The organism is Pseudoduganella aquatica, from assembly GCF_009857595.1.
GTDB classification, from domain to species: Bacteria; Pseudomonadota; Gammaproteobacteria; order Burkholderiales; family Burkholderiaceae_D; genus Rugamonas; species Rugamonas aquatica_A.
On the sequence record NZ_WWCU01000066.1, the window covers coordinates 1 to 15,998 of the forward strand.

Below are 15,998 nucleotides of genomic sequence, written 5' to 3' on the forward strand. Positions count from 1 at the left end.
TACACCGGCTACAAGAACACCACCATCACGGTGGGCATCTTGAACCTGTTTGACAAGACTCCGCCGTTCACCGCGCACAACGTGGAATATTCGCGCCCGGCGCCCCGCCCGCCTCCGCCGGCGCGGCGCAGCTCGTGTTCAAATCAGGGTATGGGGCGGGATCGGTGGACCGCGACCTGCGCGGCGGCAAGGCGGCCCCGCTGGCGGACGGCGGCGGCGCGCTGCAGGCGAAAATCGACGAGGCCTTCAGCAAGGCGGTGGCGCGCAAATGGCACGATCCGGCCACGATACAGGAGATCTCCACGCCGTCCGACCGCGTGCGGGTCTACAAAATGACAACCAGCAGCGGCACGGTCTGCATCTCGATACCGGACCCCAGCCTGGAGAAAACCTACAAATACACCATCACCAACTGCCCGCGCGAAGACCGGCGGGGCACGGTCAGCCCCGCCGTCGCCAGGCCGCAGCGAACTCAGCCGTAGTCGGCTTCCAGCTCGGAACCGGCGTAGTTTTCCAGTTCGGCGAACAGGGTCTTCATGGCCGTGCGGCCGGGGATGTGCTGCAGCACCGTGCAGCTGTTGCGGTACACGGAGATGCGGTCCAGCAGCACCGGGTGGTGCTGCACCGGCACCTTGGCCACCAGCGCGGCCCAGCCCGCCTCGAAGTCCGGCTTGGCCTTGCGCACCGCTTTCACGAAGCGCTCGAACTCCTTCTGCCCGGTGCGCGCCACGATGCGTCCGCCGCCCTCCACCGCGAAGATGATGGCCAGCGCGATCACGCCCTCGGCGTTCAGGTCGGTGTCGGTCACCGGGCCGCCGTCGTGGTGGCGGCGCAGCCAGCCCGCCAGGCGCACGATGGCCTGCACTTCCTTGCGCTGCTTGAGCAGCACATGGTAGCGCTCATGGCCGTTCCAGTTCTGGTTCGGGTCGGCCAGGCACAGGTCCACGAACAGGTCGCGCAGGCGGCGCTGCGTGTAGACCGGGTCCTGGTCGTATTCGCCCACCAGCGAGTCCTCCGGCATGGCGGCCAGTTCCTTGACGTGGCGGAAACCGGCCTGGAAGGCCGCCTCGGCGCCGTTGTCGACCAGGAAGTCCAGCGCCGCTTCGTCGCTGTCCACGCCCGGCACCAGCTCCAGCCCCAGCGACACGCCGCCCACCGCCAGCTGCAGCGCGCGCGCGATGCCGTCGGCGGTGCGGTCGTTGGTGAACTTCTCGGCCACCATGGCGGTGATGCCGGTCAGCTCGTCGGCCAGGATCACGGCCGCGTCCGGGCGCGTATCGCCCGGCAGCAGCTTGATGGCGCCCACCAGGCGCGGCAGGCTTTCCTTGACTAAAGCCGGCAGCATCAGGAGAAGATCCCCGTGCCCATGGAGCGGCGGGTGCTGGCCGCCTTCGGCGCGCTGCGGGTGCTCGGCACTTGCTTGCGCAGGCGGTACAGCAGTTCCTTGGTGCTGCGCTGCAGGAACTTCGGCTCCTCGTCCGGGTCGTCGCTGAACTCGGCGTCGGCCAGGTCGGCGCTGTGGCGGAAATCGGGGAACAGCTCGAACAGCGCGCGGTCCCAGCCGTCTTCGCTGGCTTGCGCCAGCGCCACGGCCAGCGGCACGATGTCGTTGTCGGCCGAGGTCAGGCCGCTCACATAAGGCCCTTTCGAGATGATCTCGCCGGCCACTTCCAGGATCTCTTTCGGCGCCATCGAGAACAGCACGGCGAAGGCGGTGCAGCCGTGGTCGGTGGCCGACGCGGCTTGCAGCAGTTCCTGGCGGCGCGCCTCGTCCTCGGTGGAGAACACCACGCCGTGGATGTGGGCGAACAGCTGCTCGGCCAGGCGCTCCGGGTCGTCCTCGATCAGGTCGTCCGGGAAGGTGGCGGCGAAGAAGGCCAGGCTGTCGGCCCAGGCCTTGGGCGGCACCAGCAGCGTGGCCAGCGACATCTTGCCGCCGTCAAAGCCGGCCAGGTGCAGCGCGGTCACTTGCGGCGGGATGCTGCTCAGCACTTCGGCCACCGCGTAGTCGCCGAACTGGTCGGCCGCTTCGGCGAAGGCCTGCTCGGCATGGCCCAGCGAGCCGGCCAGCACCAGCTCGGTTACTTGCTTGCTCAGGGCGGGAAGATTTGCATCGGACATTAGCGGTCTCCTTCCTGGTCGAACATCTGCGCGAAATCGTCGGTCGCTTCGCCGGCTTCATCGTAGCCGTCCTCGTCGTCGCCGTCATCGTTGGCGGCCAGCTGGTCGAGCGAAGTATCTTCCTCGTCCCACAGGCGCGGATGCTTGTGCAGGCAGGCCGTGATAATGGCCTGGCGGCCGATTTCCGGGAAATTCCGCTCGATGGCGGCCAGCATCTTCGCCGGCTCGCCTTCCGGGCACTCGGCCAGCGCGAACACGCGCGCCGGGTCGCCGTCGTCGTATTCCTGGGCTTCGGCCAGCACCGCCTTGGGATTGGCGAACTTGATCACATCCACCAGCGCAAAAGCCATCATGTTCACGTCTTCGATGCCGCCGCCGCTGGCGTATTCCGACATCAGCGCATCGACCATCATTTTGTAGTTCTTGCGGTCCGGCGGGTCGCCCAGGATGCCTTCGATCTGGCCTTCCAGTTCGCGCGACTGGTAGGCGAATTCGTGGTGTACTTTTCTCATTGTTTACTCTTTTCCAATTACTCTGCGGGCAGGGTCACGCCGTGCAGGCCGAACACGGAACGCCACAGCTGGTAGGCTTCGGCTTCCGGGTCGATAATGATGCGGTGGTTGACGCTCTGGTTGTATTCTTCGCGTTTGACCGGGTCCGACAGGATCTCGTAGGCCTTGGTGATGGCCTTGAAGCGCACTTCCGCACCGGGGGCGGCGTTGCGGTCCGGGTGGTAGCGCATGGCCAGCGACCGGTAAACCTTCTTGATTTCCTCGTCAGAGGCATTAGGCGCCACACCCAGCACGTTGTATAAATTTTCCATTTGGGAAACTCCGTAAGGGTTGTATGCCAAGCTGTAAAGACGAATTATCCTATAGAAAAGCGTTCGCCGTCCCGCCACGCCGCTCGTCTACGGTAAAATGCCTGGGATCTGTCCCCTTTTCCCTGCCGCTTACATGAGCAACGACAAAAAAAATACCGCCCCTGCCGCACCGGCGCTGCCGTCCAATTTTCTGCGCGCCATCATCGAGTCCGACCTCGCTTCCGGCGCGCACGCGCGCGAAGGCATGCCCAGCGTGATCACCCGCTTCCCGCCGGAGCCGAACGGCTACCTGCACGTGGGCCACGCCAAGTCGATCTGCCTGAACTTCGGCCTGGCGCGCGACTACAACGGCCGCTGCCACCTGCGCTTCGACGACACCAATCCTGAGAAAGAAGAACAGGAATACGTCGACACCATCAAGGATAGCGTGCAGTGGCTCGGTTTCAGCTGGGACTGGCAAGGCCCGTCCGGCGTGGAGCACCATCTGCACCACGCGTCCGACTATTTCGACCAGCTCTACATCATGGCCGAGTACCTGATCGAGCAGGGCTACGCCTACGTGGACAGCCAGAGCGCCGACGACATGGCGGCCAACCGCGGCAACTTCAGCACGCCGGGCAAGAATTCGCCCTTCCGCGACCGTCCGCGCGCCGAGTCGCTGCAGATGTTCCGCGACATGAAGGCCGGCAAATACGCGAACGGCGAGCACATCCTGCGCGCCAAGATCAGCGAAGACGCGATGTCCTCGCCGAACATGAATATGCGCGATCCGGCAATTTACCGGATCCGGCACGAGCACCACGTGCGCACCGGCGACGCCTGGTGCATCTACCCGATGTACGACTACACGCACCCGATTTCGGACGCGCTGGAAAACATCACGCACTCGGTCTGCACGCTGGAGTTCCAGGACCACCGTCCCTTCTACGACTGGCTGCTGGAAACCCTGTCGGCCGGCGGCTTCTTCAAGATGCCGGTGCCGAAACAGTACGAATTCTCGCGCCTGAACCTGACCTACGTGATCACCTCCAAGCGCAAGCTGCGCCAGTTGGTGGACGAAAAAGTGGTGACCGGCTGGGACGACCCGCGCATGCCCACCATCGTCGGCCTGCGCCGCCGCGGCTACACGCCGGAAGCCATCCAGCTGTTCTGCGAGCGCATCGGCGTGACCAAGTCGGACGGATGGATCGACATGAGCACGCTGGAAGGCTGCCTGCGCGAAGACCTGGACCCGAAAGCGCCGCGCGCCACCGCCGTGCTGCGCCCGCTCAAGCTTATCGTCGAGAACTATCCTGAAGGCCAGAGCGAAGAGTGCACCTCGCCTGTCCACCCGCACCACCCGGAAATGGGCCTGCGCACCTTCCCGTTCACGCGCGAGCTGTGGATCGAAGAGGAAGACTTCATGGAAGCGCCGAGCAAGGGCTACTTCCGCTACTACCCGCCGGTCGGCGACCAGCCCGGCTCGCGCGTGCGCCTGCGCCACGGCTTCGTGACCGAGTGCACCGGCTATGACAAGGACGAGAACGGCAAAGTGACCGCCGTGCGCGTGAAATACTTCGAGGACAGCAAATCCGGCACCCCGGGTTCGGACACCTACAAGGTCAAGGGCAACATCCATTGGGTGTCCGCCGCCACCGCGCTGGAAGCCGAAGTGCGCCTGTACGACCGCCTGTTCACCGACCCGCAGCCGGACGCCGGCGGCAAGGACTTCCTGGCCGCGCTGAACCCGAACGCGCTGGAAACCGTCACCGCCTACCTGGAGCCGGGCATGCGCGGCACCGCCGCCGACCAGCGCTTCCAGTTCGAGCGCCACGGCTACTTTGTCGCGGACAGGGTCGATAGCCAGCCCGGCAAACCGGTGTTCAACCGCATTGTGACGCTGAAAGACAGCTGGTCTGCAAAATAGATACCAACTGCATACCTGTTTAGATTAAACCGCCTTCGGGCGGTTTTTTTGTGCGTAGCGCAACAGACCCCCCTAATCGCCGGAAAAGAAACTTGACGGAATCAATTGGCAATCTATATATTAAATTAACTTTTTACAAAGCAACATTGGGAACATGGGCGCCTTCATCGCACGAAAAAAACTGTTCTCACCCAGGCAACCTTTGTGGTGGACAGGCCTGCTGCTGTCGCTGGGTGTGGGCGCGGCGCTGCATGGCTTCACGTCCAATTCGCTGCAAGCCGAAGCAAGCGCGCGCTTCCGCACGCAGGCGCGCAGCAGCCAGTTCAATATTGCCACCGCCATCAAAGCCTATACCGACGTGCTGCGCGGCACGGCCAGCTACTTCCAGGCGGTCGACTCCATCACGCGCGAGAATTTCCACCGCTATGTGCAAGGCCTGGACCTGGCCCACAATTTCCCCGCCATCGTCAGCATCAATTTCGCCCAGCACGTGCCGGCCGGCCAGCGCGCCGCTTTCGAGCAGCATGTGCGCCGCAGCGCCCGCCCCGGCCTGGACGGCTACCCGGAGCTGGTGCTGAAGCCCGGCGACAGCCAGGCCGACGCGGCCATCCTGTCGCTGATCGAGCCCATTGCCGGCCTGGAAGCCAAGTTCGGCGTCGACATCGCGGCGCGGCCCGTCGTGGCCGAGTCGCTGGCGCAGTCGCGCGATACCGGCATGCTGAGCGCGTCGGGCCTGCCCATCGGCTTCGACCGCCTGCCCAACCGCCAGGCGCTGGCCATGCGGCTTCCGGTGTACCGCCCCGACCTGCCGATCAACACGGTGCCGGAGCGGCGCGCCGCCTACCTCGGTTCGGTGGGCATAGGCTTCAGCGTGAACCGGCTGGTGTCCGAGGCGCTGGCGGAAATTCCCGTGCGCAACGCGCGCCTGACGCTGCGCGACGTGAGCGAAGGCAGCCCCACCGCCGCCACGCTGCTGTACGACAGCGCCGACGCCAGCCCGGGCGGGGCCGGCAACGAGCGCATGATCACCTGCGTGCTGCCGATCGACTTCAACGGCCGCCAATGGCAGGCCACCTTCACCGCGCCCATGAGTTCGCTGTACTCGCGGGTGGACGCCCTGCTGCCGTGGCTGGCGCTGCTGACCGGTTTCGCCGGCACCATGCTGATGTACGCGCTGTTCCACACGCTGTCCTCGTCGCGCCTGCGCGCCATCCGCATGGCCAAGGACATGACGCGCGAGCTGCGCGAAAGTCAGGCCAAGCTGCAGCTATCGCACCACAAGCTGCGCCGCCTGGCCGCGCACGCCGAGCAGATCAAGGAGGAGGAGCGCAAGCGCATCGCGCGCGAGATCCACGACGACCTGGGCCAGAACCTGCTGGCGCTGCGCATCGAGGCGGACGTGCTGACCACCCGCACCAGCCACCGCCATTCGCGCCTGCACGAGCGCGCGCGCTGCACGCTGGCGCAGATCGACCACACCATCAAGAGCGTGCGCCAGATCATCAACGACCTGCGGCCCAATGTGCTGGACCTGGGCCTGAGCGCCGCCGTCGAGTGGCAGATCGAGCAGTTCCGACAGCGCAGCGGCATCGTGTGCGAGCTGATCGAACACAGTGCCGACATCGACCAGGGCATCGACGACAAGTGCGCCATTGCCTATTTCCGCATTTTGCAAGAGTCACTCAGCAACATCCTGCAGCACGCCAACGCCAGCATGGTACGGGTGGAACTGCGCCGCCAGGACGGCTTGCTCAGCATGAGCATCAGCGACAACGGCGTAGGGCTGCACGACCGCAGCCGCAACAAATTCGGCTCCTTCGGCCTGGTCGGCATCGAGGAGCGCGTGAGCATCCTCGGCGGCAGCTGCACCATAGGCGGCAGTCCCAACGCCGGCACCACCATCCTCATTACCGTCCCCGTCCCCACTCTCCCGCCCGCCTACCCGCACCGCCTCGGGACCGTCTAGGCTGCGTCTAGGACAGTTCTGTTGCGATTAGGAATTTACTGACGATAGCTTGCGATTTATCAAGAATGGGCTAGGGCAACTGGTCAAAAATCGTTCCTGTAGCACCCCATCCATCACGTTGAAAGGAACGAGCACATGAATGCGAACGACGACCTCAAGGCTATCGCGGCACTGGATCTGGAACCGATCAAGGTCAAACTGATGCACGAGGAATCCGGCGAAGGCTGGACGCTGGAACGTGCCAACGCCATCGAATTCGAATACCGGCGCTTCCTGATCCTGATGAAAAAATTCCCGCAGGAACAAACGGCCCCGCTGGTCGACGTCGACACCTTCTGGCACTACCACATCCTCGACACGATGAAGTACGCGGCCGACTGCGAGGCGGTGTTCGGCTACTTCCTGCACCACTTCCCGTATATCGGCCTGCGCGGCGAAGACGACATGGAAGCCCACCACCGCGTCGGCGAGCGCATGAAGGAACTGTACGAAGCCACCTTCGGCGAGGCCTATGTGCGCGGCGCGGCCAACCAGGCGGCGTTTTCAGGCGTGGCCACCCAGGCCGCCTTCTCCGGCGCCGCCGCCAAAACGGCGTTCTCGGGTGTGGCCGCCAAGATGGCCTTCTCGGGCGTGGCCGCCAAGGCCGCGTTTTCGGGCGTCGCCACCAAGGCAGCCTTCTCCGGCGTGGCGGCAAATACGGCCTTTTCCGGCGCGGCCGCCACCGCCGGGTTCTACACGGAACGTCCGCGCCTGCCTGCGAGCGCCTGATTAACTAGCGGATTGATAGTGTCGCGGGGGCAGCACAGCCCCCGCGCACGATTGAAAAACATCACTTGCATTCAGCAACAGCTTGCCTATACTAGGATTCGTTGATCTACATCAACACTCGTTCCCAGCTCCGAACGATCCTGCACCGGCCGCTTCGGCCCGACTCACCGCGTGCCCCCAATCCACTCGTCTCTCAGTAAAGGATGTCACTCATGATTTCTGCTGAACGCTTCCAAGCCATTGCCGACCTCGATCTGGAACCGATCAAGGTCAAACTGATGCATGAAGAATCCGGCGAGGGCTGGTCGCTGCAAAAAGCCAACGCCGTCGAATTCGAATACCGCCGCTTCCTGTACCTGATGAAGACTTTCCCGCAGGAACAGACTGCGCCGCTGATGGACGTGGACACCTTCTGGCACTACCACATCCTGGACACGATGAAATACGCGACGGACTGCCAGGCCGTGTTCGGCTACTTCCTGCATCACTTCCCCTACATCGGCCTGCGCGGCGAAGACGACGAGGCAGCGCACCACCGCGTGGGCGAGCGCATGAAGGAACTGTACGAAGCCACCTTCGGCGAAGACTACCTGCGCGCCGAAACGGCCTACTCGGGCGCGACGGCAGTGGCCTACTCGGGCGCGACGGCCCAGGAAGCCAAAACCGCCTACTCCGGCGCCACCGCGGTAGCCTATTCCGGCGCTACCGCCCAGCAAGCGAAGACCGCCTACTCGGGCGCGACAGTGGCCTACTCGGGTGCAACGACCCAGCAAGCCAAGACCGCTTACTCCGGCGCCACCGTGGCCTATTCGGGCGCCACCACCCAGCAGGCCAAGACCGCCTACTCGGGCGCGACCGTCGCCTATTCCGGCGCCACGGTAGCCTACTCCGGCGCAGTGCAGAAGCCGGCCCAGCCAGCCGCAGCGGCCGGCGACATGTACTCCGTGCGTCCGCGCATCACGCCGGCAGCGTAATTCCGGCGCAGCAATGAAAATGGCCCCCGCCTGTTGCCAGGCGGGGGCCATTGCATTTTTACGTGCGGCTTATCAGGCAGCCATCATCTCGCGCAGTTCACGGATGCTGAAATCGCTGATTTCATGCATGCGGATCAGGATGGTGGCGCCGATAGGCAGCGTGTTGTGGCGGATTTTGCTGATTACCGGCGGGGCCACTTCCAGGGCGCGCGACAGCGCCGCATCGTTCTTGAGCTGCAATTTTTCAATAATTGCGTCGAGGACCCGGTTCGGGTTGTAAGTTGCCGAAGCAGTAATTTCTTTAAGAGACGTCATCGGATTCGTTCAGGTTCGGGTCGTCTTCTTGGAAAAAAAACGACACATTGACAAAATATTTACCGGAAAAGTACGGGATGGACACTAGCCTACATAGGTCACTTGCTATGTTTTATAGCATCTAGGCCGTATGATACACGCTTTTATTGCCCAAAGGCCAATCCAGCACGAAAAAAGTGAGAATTAGAGAGAATCTTTCCCTACTTACTGTGCTAGGAAATGTTAAACGTGCTTTCCGGGCAAGACATAGTCAATGAGCAACCCTGTAACCGGCGGCCAGAAACAGCCACTCCACGGTCAGCAAGGCGCTGAGCTGGGCGATATTTCCTGGGAGCACAAAGGTGAACTGCGGGGAAGGGAAAACCGGACAGAGGGTGAGGCCGGCGCCGCCATCGATACCATTGCCGTATTGCCAACACCACCCCAGCTGCCTGCGGATTTCGTCCGGCGCCGGCGGTGGCCGCTGGGCCTGGCTGCGCTGCATCATATACGCGCGGACTTGTTCTTTGCTGGGGTGCGGGACGGGCTGCATGGCGTCTCCTGCCAAACTCTTATCGATTTATTATCTGCCTTTTTGCTTACACCTGCCTTTCAGTTGGCGCCAGCTGTTGTAAGCAGTCCACAACCCGTTCATAGCGCAAACGAACGCCCAGCTCGCTTTTCAGGCGCGTATTGCGCATGCGGCGCGACTCGGACATAAACGACAGCAAGGCCGGCGTGACCACCGCCGCCAGTTCGGCGCGCGGCAGGCGCGGCGGGCGCGGCAGGCGGAAGGCGTCCGCCACGGCGTCGAAATAGGCCGCCATTTTCATGTCGCTGTCGTCCACCGCGTGGTAGACCCGGTTCGGCGCGCCCCGGAACAGTGCGCGCGCAATGATGCGCGCCAGATCGTCCGCGTGGATGTGGTTGGTGTACACGTCGTCCTGCTCGAGCAGCGCGGGCGTGCCCAGGTCCAGGCGCTTGAGCGGCAGCCGGTCCGCCGCGTAGATGCCGGGCACGCGCAGGATGGACAGCGTGGCGCCGGTGCGCAGCGCCCAGCGCCGCAGCACCTGCTCCGCGTCCACCCGGCGCCTGGCGCGCGCATTGTGCGGCGCCACCGGACGGCTTTCGTCGAACCAGGCGCCGCCGCAATCGCCGTAAACACCGGTGGTGCTAATGTAAACCACGCGTCCGGCCTCGGGTAAAATGGCGGTCACATTGCGGCTGCGGCTGTCGCGCAGGCCCTCGGCGGGCGGCGGCGCCAGGTGCACCACGTAGTCCGCCAGCCCTTTCAGGCGGCGCAGGCTGGCCGGCTTATCCAGGTCGGCCACCAGCGGCACGGCGCCGGCGGCGCGCAGCTCGGCGCGCCGCGACGGCTGGCTGGTGACGGCGAAGATACGGAACCGCGCGCGCAGCAAGGGCAGCAGGCGCAGGCCTACGTCGCCGCAGCCCAGCACCAGCAGGCGCGGCCGGGCAATTTTTTTAGCGTTTGAGATTTTCATTTAAGGATTGTATGACTTTCCAGATTACTGTTCAGCCCAGCGGCCACCAATTCTCCTGCGACGAGGACGAAACCGTCCTGGCGGCGGCCATGCGCGCCGGCGTGGGGCTGCCGTATGGCTGCAAGAACGGCGCATGCAGCTCGTGCAAGGGCAAGGTCATCTCCGGCAGCGTGACGCACAAGGCGCACCAGGCGCGCGCGCTCACGCCGGAAGAGGAAGCGGCAGGCATGTCGCTGTTCTGCTGCGCCACGCCGCACGCCGACCTGGTGATCGAAGCGCGCGAAGTGGCGGGCAGCGGCGACTATCCGGTCAAGAAAATGCCGTCGCGCGTGTCCACCATAGAAAAAGTGGCGCCGGACGTGGTGGTGATCTCGCTGCAGCTGCCGGCCAATGAAACGCTGCAGTACCGCGCCGGCCAGTATATCGAGTTCCTGCTGCGCGACGGCAAGCGCCGCAGCTACAGCATGGCCACCGCGCCGGACAACGGCCCCATCACCCTGCACATCCGCCACATGCCGGGCGGCCTGTTCACCGACCAGGTGTTCTCCACCATGAAAGAGCGCGACATCCTGCGCTTCGAAGGCCCGCTGGGCACCTTCTTCGTGCGCGAGGACAGCGACAAGCCCATGGTGCTGCTGGCCTCGGGCACCGGCTTCGCGCCGATCAAGGCCATCGTCGAGCACCTGGTGCAAACCGGCTCCAAGCGCGCCATGACCTTGTACTGGGGCGGCCGCCGCCCGCAAGACCTGTATATGGACGCGCTGTGCCGCGAGTGGGCCGCCAAGCTGCCTAACTTTAACTACGTGCCGGTGGTGTCGAACGCCGAGGCGGAGGACAACTGGAGCGGCCGCACCGGCTTCGTGCACCAGGCCGTGATGGCCGACCTGCCCGACATGTCCGGCTACCAGGTCTATTCCTGCGGCGCGCCCATCATGGTGGAAACCGCCAAGGCCGACTTCGTGGCCAAGTGCGCGCTGCCGGAAGAAGAGTTCTACGCCGACGCCTTCACCACCGAAGCCGACCTGGCCGCCTTCTGACGCGGCGGGCCGGGCCGCCGGCAAGCGCAGTTGTCTGACATCAGGCACAATGATGGGCTACGCCAGCCCGTCATTGTCCTGATTGTCCCTATGTCCCGCTCTTCCGCCAACGGCTTCTCCGTCCTCCGACACCGCAATTTCGCTTTCTACCTGGCCGCGCGCGTGCTCGGCACGCTGGCCGTGCAGATGCAGCATGTGGCCATCGGCTGGCATGTGTATGCGCTGACCGGCAATCTGTACGACCTGGGCCTGATCGGCCTGGCGCAGTTCGCGCCCTTCCTGCTGCTGATCCTGCCCGCCGGCCACGTGGCCGACCGCTACAACCGCCGCAACATCATCGCCTTCTGCCTGGGCGCGCAGCTGCTGTGCGGTTTGCTGCTGCTGGGCTTCACCCTGACCGGGCTGGGCATTGTCTGGCCGGTGTTCCTCATCCTCACGCTGTTCGGCTGCGCGCGCGCCTTCATGATGCCGGCTACCCAGGCCGTGCTGGTGAACATGGTGCCGGCCGAGGACTTCAGCAAGGCCGTCGCGCTCAGCTCGTCCACCTTCCATATCGCCGTCATCCTCGGCCCCACGCTGGGCGGCCTGCTGTACTTCTACGGCCCCACCACGGTGTTCCTGGCCGCGTCCGCGCTGTTGGTGGTGGCGGTGGGGCTGATGTGCCTGACCAAGGCCGCGCCCCAGGCTGTGAGCAAGGAGCCGGCCAGCTGGCACAGCGTGCTGGAAGGCCTGCGCTTTGTGCTGTCGCGCCCGGTGGTGCTGGGGGCGATGTCGCTGGACCTGTTCGCGGTGCTGTTCGGCGGCGCCACCGCCCTGCTGCCGGCGCTGGCGGCCGACGTGCTGCATGTCGGCCCGAGCGGCCTGGGCCTGCTGCGCACCGCGCCCGGCGCCGGCGCCGCGCTGTGCTCGGTGGCGCTGGCCTTCTTCCCCATCACGCGCCGCGTGGGCCTGTGGATGTTCGGCGGCGTGGCGCTGTTCGGCGCCTGCACCGTGCTGCTGGGCTCGACCACCAGCTTCGCGCTGGCGCTGCTGGCCCTGCTGCTGATGGGCGCGGGCGACATGATCAGCGTCTACGTGCGCCACCTGCTGGTGCAGTACGAAACGCCGGACGAGATCCGCGGCCGCGTGAGCGCGGTCAACTCGGTTTTCATCGGCGCCTCCAACGAGCTGGGTGAATTCGAGTCCGGCGTGACGGCCGGCTGGCTGGGCCTGACCCGCGCGGTGGTGTTCGGCGGCGCTGCCACGCTGGCCGTCACCGGCCTGTGGAGCGTGCTGTTCCCGGTGCTGTCGCGCATGGACCGTTTCCCGCACGACGAACGCGAGGCGCAAGCCAAGGCGGCTTGATATGATGTCCGGATGAGAATATTTCCGGACCTGATACACCGCCGCCCCCACCTCGCCGTGGCCATCGTCCTCGGCGCGCTGAGCGGCCCGCTGCTGCCCGATAGCTGGCGCCTGGTCACGCGCATCCTGGCCTGCTGGGATGTGGCCGTGTGGGCCTACCTGGTCACCATGGGCTGGATGATGATGCGGGCCGACCACCGCAAGGTCAAGCGCGTGGCCGCCGCCGAGGACGAGCGCGGCCCCATGATACTGGCCGTGCTGTGCGTGGCGGCGCTGGTGAGCCTGATGGCCATAGGCTCCGAGCTGGCGGAGCTGCACGGCCAGCAGCTGCGCGACCATGTGCTCGAATATGCGCTGGTGGGGCTGACACTGATCGGCTCCTGGTTCCTGGTCGGCACCCTGTTCTGCTTCCACTACGCCCATCTGTACTACCAGACCACGCCCAACGCGCGCCCGCTGGAGTTTCCCGGCCCGCAGCACGAACCCGACTACTGGGACTTCCTGTACTTCTCCTTCACCATCGCGGTGGCCGCGCAGACCTCGGACGTCAGCGTCCGCAGCGCGGGCCTGCGCAAGCTGGTGCTGGGCCAGTCGGTGCTGAGCTTCTTCTTCAACCTCTTCATATTGGGGCTGTCGGTCAATATTGCAGCGGGGCTATTGAACAATTAAAAATAAAGTTGTGCCGGGCGGCAATCGGCTGGCAGACCCCGCCAAAAGGAGTAAGATGGCCTTGCGTACCCCTTACCGGGCATGCTTTGATGAACAAACGGGAGCAGTCTATGCAGATCAATGTCAACACCGATAAAACCATCGAACGTCATGCTTCCCTGGATGACCATGTACAAACCGTCGTCACCGCAGCCATCGGCCGCTTTGCCGAACACATCACCCGCGTCGAAGTCCACCTGAGCGACAACAACAGCCAGAAATCAGCGGACGGCGACAATCGTTGCCTGATGGAAGCGCGCGTTACCGGCTACCAGCCCATCGCCGTCAGCGACCACGCCGCCACGCTGCACCAGGCCATCAGCGGCGCCGCCGATAAACTCAAGCGCGCCATCGACAGCGCCCTGGGCCGCCTGAATGACAAGCGCCACGTGCCGCTGTCGCAAAGCTCGCTCGCCGCCGCCGAAGCAGCCGACGAAGAAACCAGCGAATAATCCCCCGCCATAGGACGCCGGCCGGCAGCGGCAGCCCGGGCCCGGCGCCCGGGTTCAGCCGCCAGCCAGCCGGCGCAGGTAGCCCAGTCCTTCCAGCGCGCGGCTGCCGTACCACGACATCATCTCCCCATCCACCAGCTGCACCGGCTTGCCGATCTGGCGCTCCAGCGCGTCCACGTGTTCCTCCGTGAAGCGGTAGGGCTCGGACGACAGCAGCACCTGGTCTATTTGCGCCAGCAGTTCCGGCGTCCAGTCGAAACGCGGATAGCGCTCGCTGCCCAGCTGCGGCACGCTCCAGCCTATCTCGGCCAGCATGCGCGCGATATAAGTGTCGCTGGAGATGCTCATCCACGGATCCTGCCAGATGCAGTACAGCACGGTTTGCGGCGGCATGGGGCTGGCCTGGCGCATGTCCTGCAGGGCGGCGTACTCGGCCTCGAACGCGGCGCACCATGCCTCGGCCTGGTCCTGCGCGCAGAAAATGCCGCCCATCAGCCGCGCCAGCGCCAGGTTGTCGCGCGGCGCCAGCGGATGCGTCACCACCACGTGCGGCACGAACTCGGCCAGCGCGTCGGCCGTGGGCTTCTCGTTCTCGTCGATATTGACGATGACGTGGGTGGGCGCCAGCGCGCGGATCTTGTTCAGATTCACGTCCTTGGTGCCGCCCACCTTGGCAATCGCGCGCACGGTCTCGGTCGGATGGATGCAAAATCCAGTACGGCCCACCAGTTGCCATGCCAGTCCCAGGTCGCACAGCAGCTCGGTGATGGACGGCACCAGGGACACGATGCGGGCGTTGGGGTCGGCGGGATGAGTCTGTCCCAGGGCGTCGGTAAAGAGCATTTTTCAGGGTGGCGGGTGGTTCGTCGCAGTATTGAAACACAAGGCCGACGCGCAGTGTTGGCGGACACGCCGTTGCGCTATGATTTGCTTCACAGTATCCAATATTTTTTCACCGGACTCTATCTTGAAGCAGATCACCACCTTTGCCGCGTCAGCCTACCGCATCGACGACTTGCAGCTGTTCCGCGATTCGGACGCCGCGCTGGCCGCGCGCTCGCTGGCGCATTGCCCCGTGGTGCAGCTGCAGCAGGGCGAATCCGTGAGCGACACCAGCCGCGCGCGCTTGTACATCGTGCTGAGCGGCGCGCTGTCCGTCACCGCCGACACCCGCACCGGCATGGCCGACGGCACCGTGAGCAAGGTGCTGCCGGGCGAAAGCGTGGGCGAACAGTCGGTGCTGGACGAGGAAGCCAATCTGTCGCTGATGACGGCGCTCGAGACCAGCGAGCTGCTGGTGGTGGAAGCGGAAATCGTATGGCGGTTGATCGACGAGTCGAACGGCGTGGCGCGCAACCTGCTGCGCCTGCTGTCCTTCCGCATCCGCGCGGCCAACGCGCAGCTGCGCCGGCGCCAGAAGCTGGGCGAGTTTTACCGCCAGATGTCGATGATAGACGGCCTGACCGGGCTGTACAACCGCGCCTGGCTGAATGACTTGCTGCCGGAAATGGTGGCCAGCGCGCACGGCGGCGGCAAGCCGCTGTCGCTCATCATGATAGACCTGGACCACTTCAAGAACTTCAACGACAGCCATGGCCACCTGGCCGGCGACCAGGCCTTGCGCGCGGCCGCGCAAGTGCTGAGCGGCGCCCTGCGTCCCTCCGACTGCGCGGTGCGCTATGGCGGCGAGGAAATGATGGTGCTGCTGCCGGACACCAATGTCAAGGTGGCGGTGGTGGTGGCCGAGCGCCTGTGCGAGCGGATACGGCAGGCCGTGGTGTTCCGCGACATGCGCTTGCCGCTGCCGCACATCACCGCGTCCCTGGGCGTGGCCAGCCTGCTGCCGGGCCAGGACGACCACGGCCTGATCGCCTCCGCCGACGCCGCCCTGTACCGCGCCAAGGACGGCGGCCGCAATCAGGTGGTGGTGCAGGAAACGCTGTTCTCGTGACGCACGCCATGGCGGGTTACGGCTGCGCCTAACCCGCCCTTGTATTATTCCATCTGCCCCGAAAACGGAACGTCGGGGCAGAGCAACTGGATGCCGTACCCGCCCTTGGTCGCCAAGACCGTGATGTAGATTTCGCAGCAGTTGCTCTTATT

18 protein-coding genes are annotated in these 15,998 nt (G+C 64.8%); 10 read left to right on the plus strand and 8 right to left on the minus strand.

All coding sequences use genetic code 11. The features are described from left to right. The first annotated feature begins 134 nt into the window (after positions 1–134). Positions 135–482 carry a hypothetical protein gene (locus GTP77_RS28690; protein WP_161075566.1) on the plus strand — a complete coding sequence of 116 codons (348 nt, stop codon included), beginning with the start codon at positions 135–137 and terminating at the stop codon, positions 480–482. On the opposite strand, the gene GTP77_RS28695 is transcribed toward GTP77_RS28690, so the two are convergent. The 4 genes from GTP77_RS28695 to GTP77_RS28710 are packed head-to-tail and all read right to left on the minus strand — an operon-like array spanning position 473 to position 2,944. Continuing rightward, a complete protein-coding gene (locus GTP77_RS28695) occupies positions 473–1,345 on the minus strand; it encodes a hypothetical protein (RefSeq protein WP_161075567.1) in 873 nt (290 codons plus the stop codon). The two genes, GTP77_RS28690 and GTP77_RS28695, sit on opposite strands and share 10 nt — an antisense overlap. After that, positions 1,345–2,121, minus strand: coding sequence for a hypothetical protein (locus GTP77_RS28700; RefSeq protein WP_161075568.1), 777 nt, complete (start codon positions 2,119–2,121; stop codon positions 1,345–1,347). The genes GTP77_RS28695 and GTP77_RS28700 overlap by 1 nt, the downstream gene beginning before the upstream one ends. Continuing rightward, on the minus strand, positions 2,121–2,633 hold the full coding sequence (locus tag GTP77_RS28705; protein WP_161075569.1) for a hypothetical protein: 513 nt from the start codon (positions 2,631–2,633) through the stop codon (positions 2,121–2,123). Before GTP77_RS28705 ends, GTP77_RS28700 begins: the two co-directional genes overlap by 1 nt. 17 nt (positions 2,634–2,650) lie before the next feature. Next, positions 2,651–2,944, minus strand: a complete 294-nt coding sequence (locus GTP77_RS28710) for a DnaJ domain-containing protein (RefSeq protein ID WP_161075570.1) — start codon at positions 2,942–2,944, stop codon at positions 2,651–2,653. A 133-nt stretch (positions 2,945–3,077) separates the two neighbouring features. Between GTP77_RS28710 and GTP77_RS28715 the strand changes: the two genes are divergently transcribed. The 4 genes from GTP77_RS28715 (at position 3,078) to GTP77_RS28730 (ending at position 8,558) form a co-directional block, all read left to right on the plus strand. Beyond that, positions 3,078–4,850: a glutamine--tRNA ligase/YqeY domain fusion protein gene (locus tag GTP77_RS28715; protein WP_161075571.1), complete on the plus strand. Its 1,773-nt coding sequence runs from the start codon at positions 3,078–3,080 to the stop codon at positions 4,848–4,850. A 202-nt stretch (positions 4,851–5,052) separates the two neighbouring features. Further along, complete coding sequence (locus GTP77_RS28720) at positions 5,053–6,816, plus strand: CHASE domain-containing protein (RefSeq protein ID WP_229202409.1); 1,764 nt, start codon at positions 5,053–5,055, stop codon at positions 6,814–6,816. 135 nt (positions 6,817–6,951) lie between these two features. Beyond that, entirely contained in the window at positions 6,952–7,584 is a 633-nt protein-coding gene (locus GTP77_RS28725; protein WP_161075573.1) for a glycine-rich domain-containing protein, read from the plus strand. Positions 7,585–7,796: 212 nt separating this feature from the next. Then, the gene (locus GTP77_RS28730) at positions 7,797–8,558 is read left to right on the plus strand and encodes a glycine-rich domain-containing protein (RefSeq protein ID WP_161075574.1); all 762 of its coding nucleotides are present in this window, start codon (positions 7,797–7,799) and stop codon (positions 8,556–8,558) included. Positions 8,559–8,630: 72 nt separating this feature from the next. Here GTP77_RS28730 and GTP77_RS28735 read toward each other — a convergent pair whose 3' ends face one another. From GTP77_RS28735 to GTP77_RS28745, 3 genes are all read right to left on the minus strand, one after another. Beyond that, positions 8,631–8,798 (minus strand): hypothetical protein, encoded by a 168-nt coding sequence (locus tag GTP77_RS28735; protein ID WP_229202410.1) that lies wholly within the window; start codon positions 8,796–8,798, stop codon positions 8,631–8,633. Positions 8,799–9,123: 325 nt separating this feature from the next. Further along, a complete protein-coding gene (locus tag GTP77_RS28740; protein WP_161075575.1) occupies positions 9,124–9,405 on the minus strand; it encodes a hypothetical protein in 282 nt (93 codons plus the stop codon). Positions 9,406–9,451: 46 nt separating this feature from the next. Further along, on the minus strand, positions 9,452–10,354 hold the full coding sequence (locus GTP77_RS28745; protein ID WP_161075576.1) for an NAD-dependent epimerase/dehydratase family protein: 903 nt from the start codon (positions 10,352–10,354) through the stop codon (positions 9,452–9,454). 11 nt (positions 10,355–10,365) lie between these two features. Here GTP77_RS28745 and GTP77_RS28750 point away from each other — a divergent pair, with 11 nt between their 5' ends. From GTP77_RS28750 to GTP77_RS28765, 4 genes are all read left to right on the plus strand, one after another. Continuing rightward, a complete protein-coding gene (locus tag GTP77_RS28750; protein ID WP_161075577.1) occupies positions 10,366–11,391 on the plus strand; it encodes a CDP-6-deoxy-delta-3,4-glucoseen reductase in 1,026 nt (341 codons plus the stop codon). Between the two features lie 90 nt (positions 11,392–11,481). Then, positions 11,482–12,735 (plus strand): MFS transporter, encoded by a 1,254-nt coding sequence (locus tag GTP77_RS28755; RefSeq protein WP_161075578.1) that lies wholly within the window; start codon positions 11,482–11,484, stop codon positions 12,733–12,735. 12 nt (positions 12,736–12,747) lie between these two features. Then, positions 12,748–13,404: a DUF1345 domain-containing protein gene (locus GTP77_RS28760; protein WP_161075579.1), complete on the plus strand. Its 657-nt coding sequence runs from the start codon at positions 12,748–12,750 to the stop codon at positions 13,402–13,404. A gap of 110 nt (positions 13,405–13,514) precedes the next feature. After that, positions 13,515–13,895 (plus strand): HPF/RaiA family ribosome-associated protein, encoded by a 381-nt coding sequence (locus GTP77_RS28765; RefSeq protein WP_161075580.1) that lies wholly within the window; start codon positions 13,515–13,517, stop codon positions 13,893–13,895. A gap of 54 nt (positions 13,896–13,949) precedes the next feature. Here GTP77_RS28765 and GTP77_RS28770 read toward each other — a convergent pair whose 3' ends face one another. Beyond that, entirely contained in the window at positions 13,950–14,738 is a 789-nt protein-coding gene (locus tag GTP77_RS28770; protein ID WP_161075581.1) for a helical backbone metal receptor, read from the minus strand. Between the two features lie 124 nt (positions 14,739–14,862). Here GTP77_RS28770 and GTP77_RS28775 point away from each other — a divergent pair, with 124 nt between their 5' ends. Then, positions 14,863–15,846: a GGDEF domain-containing protein gene (locus tag GTP77_RS28775; protein ID WP_161075582.1), complete on the plus strand. Its 984-nt coding sequence runs from the start codon at positions 14,863–14,865 to the stop codon at positions 15,844–15,846. Positions 15,847–15,998 lie beyond the last annotated feature (152 nt).

What these genes read in the sequence shown, in the direction of transcription:
- GTP77_RS28765 (WP_161075580.1), top strand. Translation starts at nt 13,515, where the DNA reads ATGCAGATCAATGTCAACACCGATAAAACCATCGAACGTCATGCTTCC.
- GTP77_RS28715 (WP_161075571.1), top strand. Translation starts at nt 3,078, where the DNA reads ATGAGCAACGACAAAAAAAATACCGCCCCTGCCGCACCGGCGCTGCCG.
- GTP77_RS28705 (WP_161075569.1), bottom strand. Translation starts at nt 2,633, where the DNA reads ATGAGAAAAGTACACCACGAATTCGCCTACCAGTCGCGCGAACTGGAA.
- GTP77_RS28740 (WP_161075575.1), bottom strand. Translation starts at nt 9,405, where the DNA reads ATGCAGCCCGTCCCGCACCCCAGCAAAGAACAAGTCCGCGCGTATATG.
- GTP77_RS28730 (WP_161075574.1), top strand. Translation starts at nt 7,797, where the DNA reads ATGATTTCTGCTGAACGCTTCCAAGCCATTGCCGACCTCGATCTGGAA.
- GTP77_RS28695 (WP_161075567.1), bottom strand. Translation starts at nt 1,345, where the DNA reads ATGCTGCCGGCTTTAGTCAAGGAAAGCCTGCCGCGCCTGGTGGGCGCC.
- GTP77_RS28700 (WP_161075568.1), bottom strand. Translation starts at nt 2,121, where the DNA reads ATGTCCGATGCAAATCTTCCCGCCCTGAGCAAGCAAGTAACCGAGCTG.
- GTP77_RS28770 (WP_161075581.1), bottom strand. Translation starts at nt 14,738, where the DNA reads ATGCTCTTTACCGACGCCCTGGGACAGACTCATCCCGCCGACCCCAAC.
- GTP77_RS28755 (WP_161075578.1), top strand. Translation starts at nt 11,482, where the DNA reads ATGTCCCGCTCTTCCGCCAACGGCTTCTCCGTCCTCCGACACCGCAAT.
- GTP77_RS28710 (WP_161075570.1), bottom strand. Translation starts at nt 2,944, where the DNA reads ATGGAAAATTTATACAACGTGCTGGGTGTGGCGCCTAATGCCTCTGAC.
- GTP77_RS28725 (WP_161075573.1), top strand. Translation starts at nt 6,952, where the DNA reads ATGAATGCGAACGACGACCTCAAGGCTATCGCGGCACTGGATCTGGAA.
- GTP77_RS28760 (WP_161075579.1), top strand. Translation starts at nt 12,748, where the DNA reads ATGAGAATATTTCCGGACCTGATACACCGCCGCCCCCACCTCGCCGTG.
- GTP77_RS28745 (WP_161075576.1), bottom strand. Translation starts at nt 10,354, where the DNA reads ATGAAAATCTCAAACGCTAAAAAAATTGCCCGGCCGCGCCTGCTGGTG.
- GTP77_RS28750 (WP_161075577.1), top strand. Translation starts at nt 10,366, where the DNA reads ATGACTTTCCAGATTACTGTTCAGCCCAGCGGCCACCAATTCTCCTGC.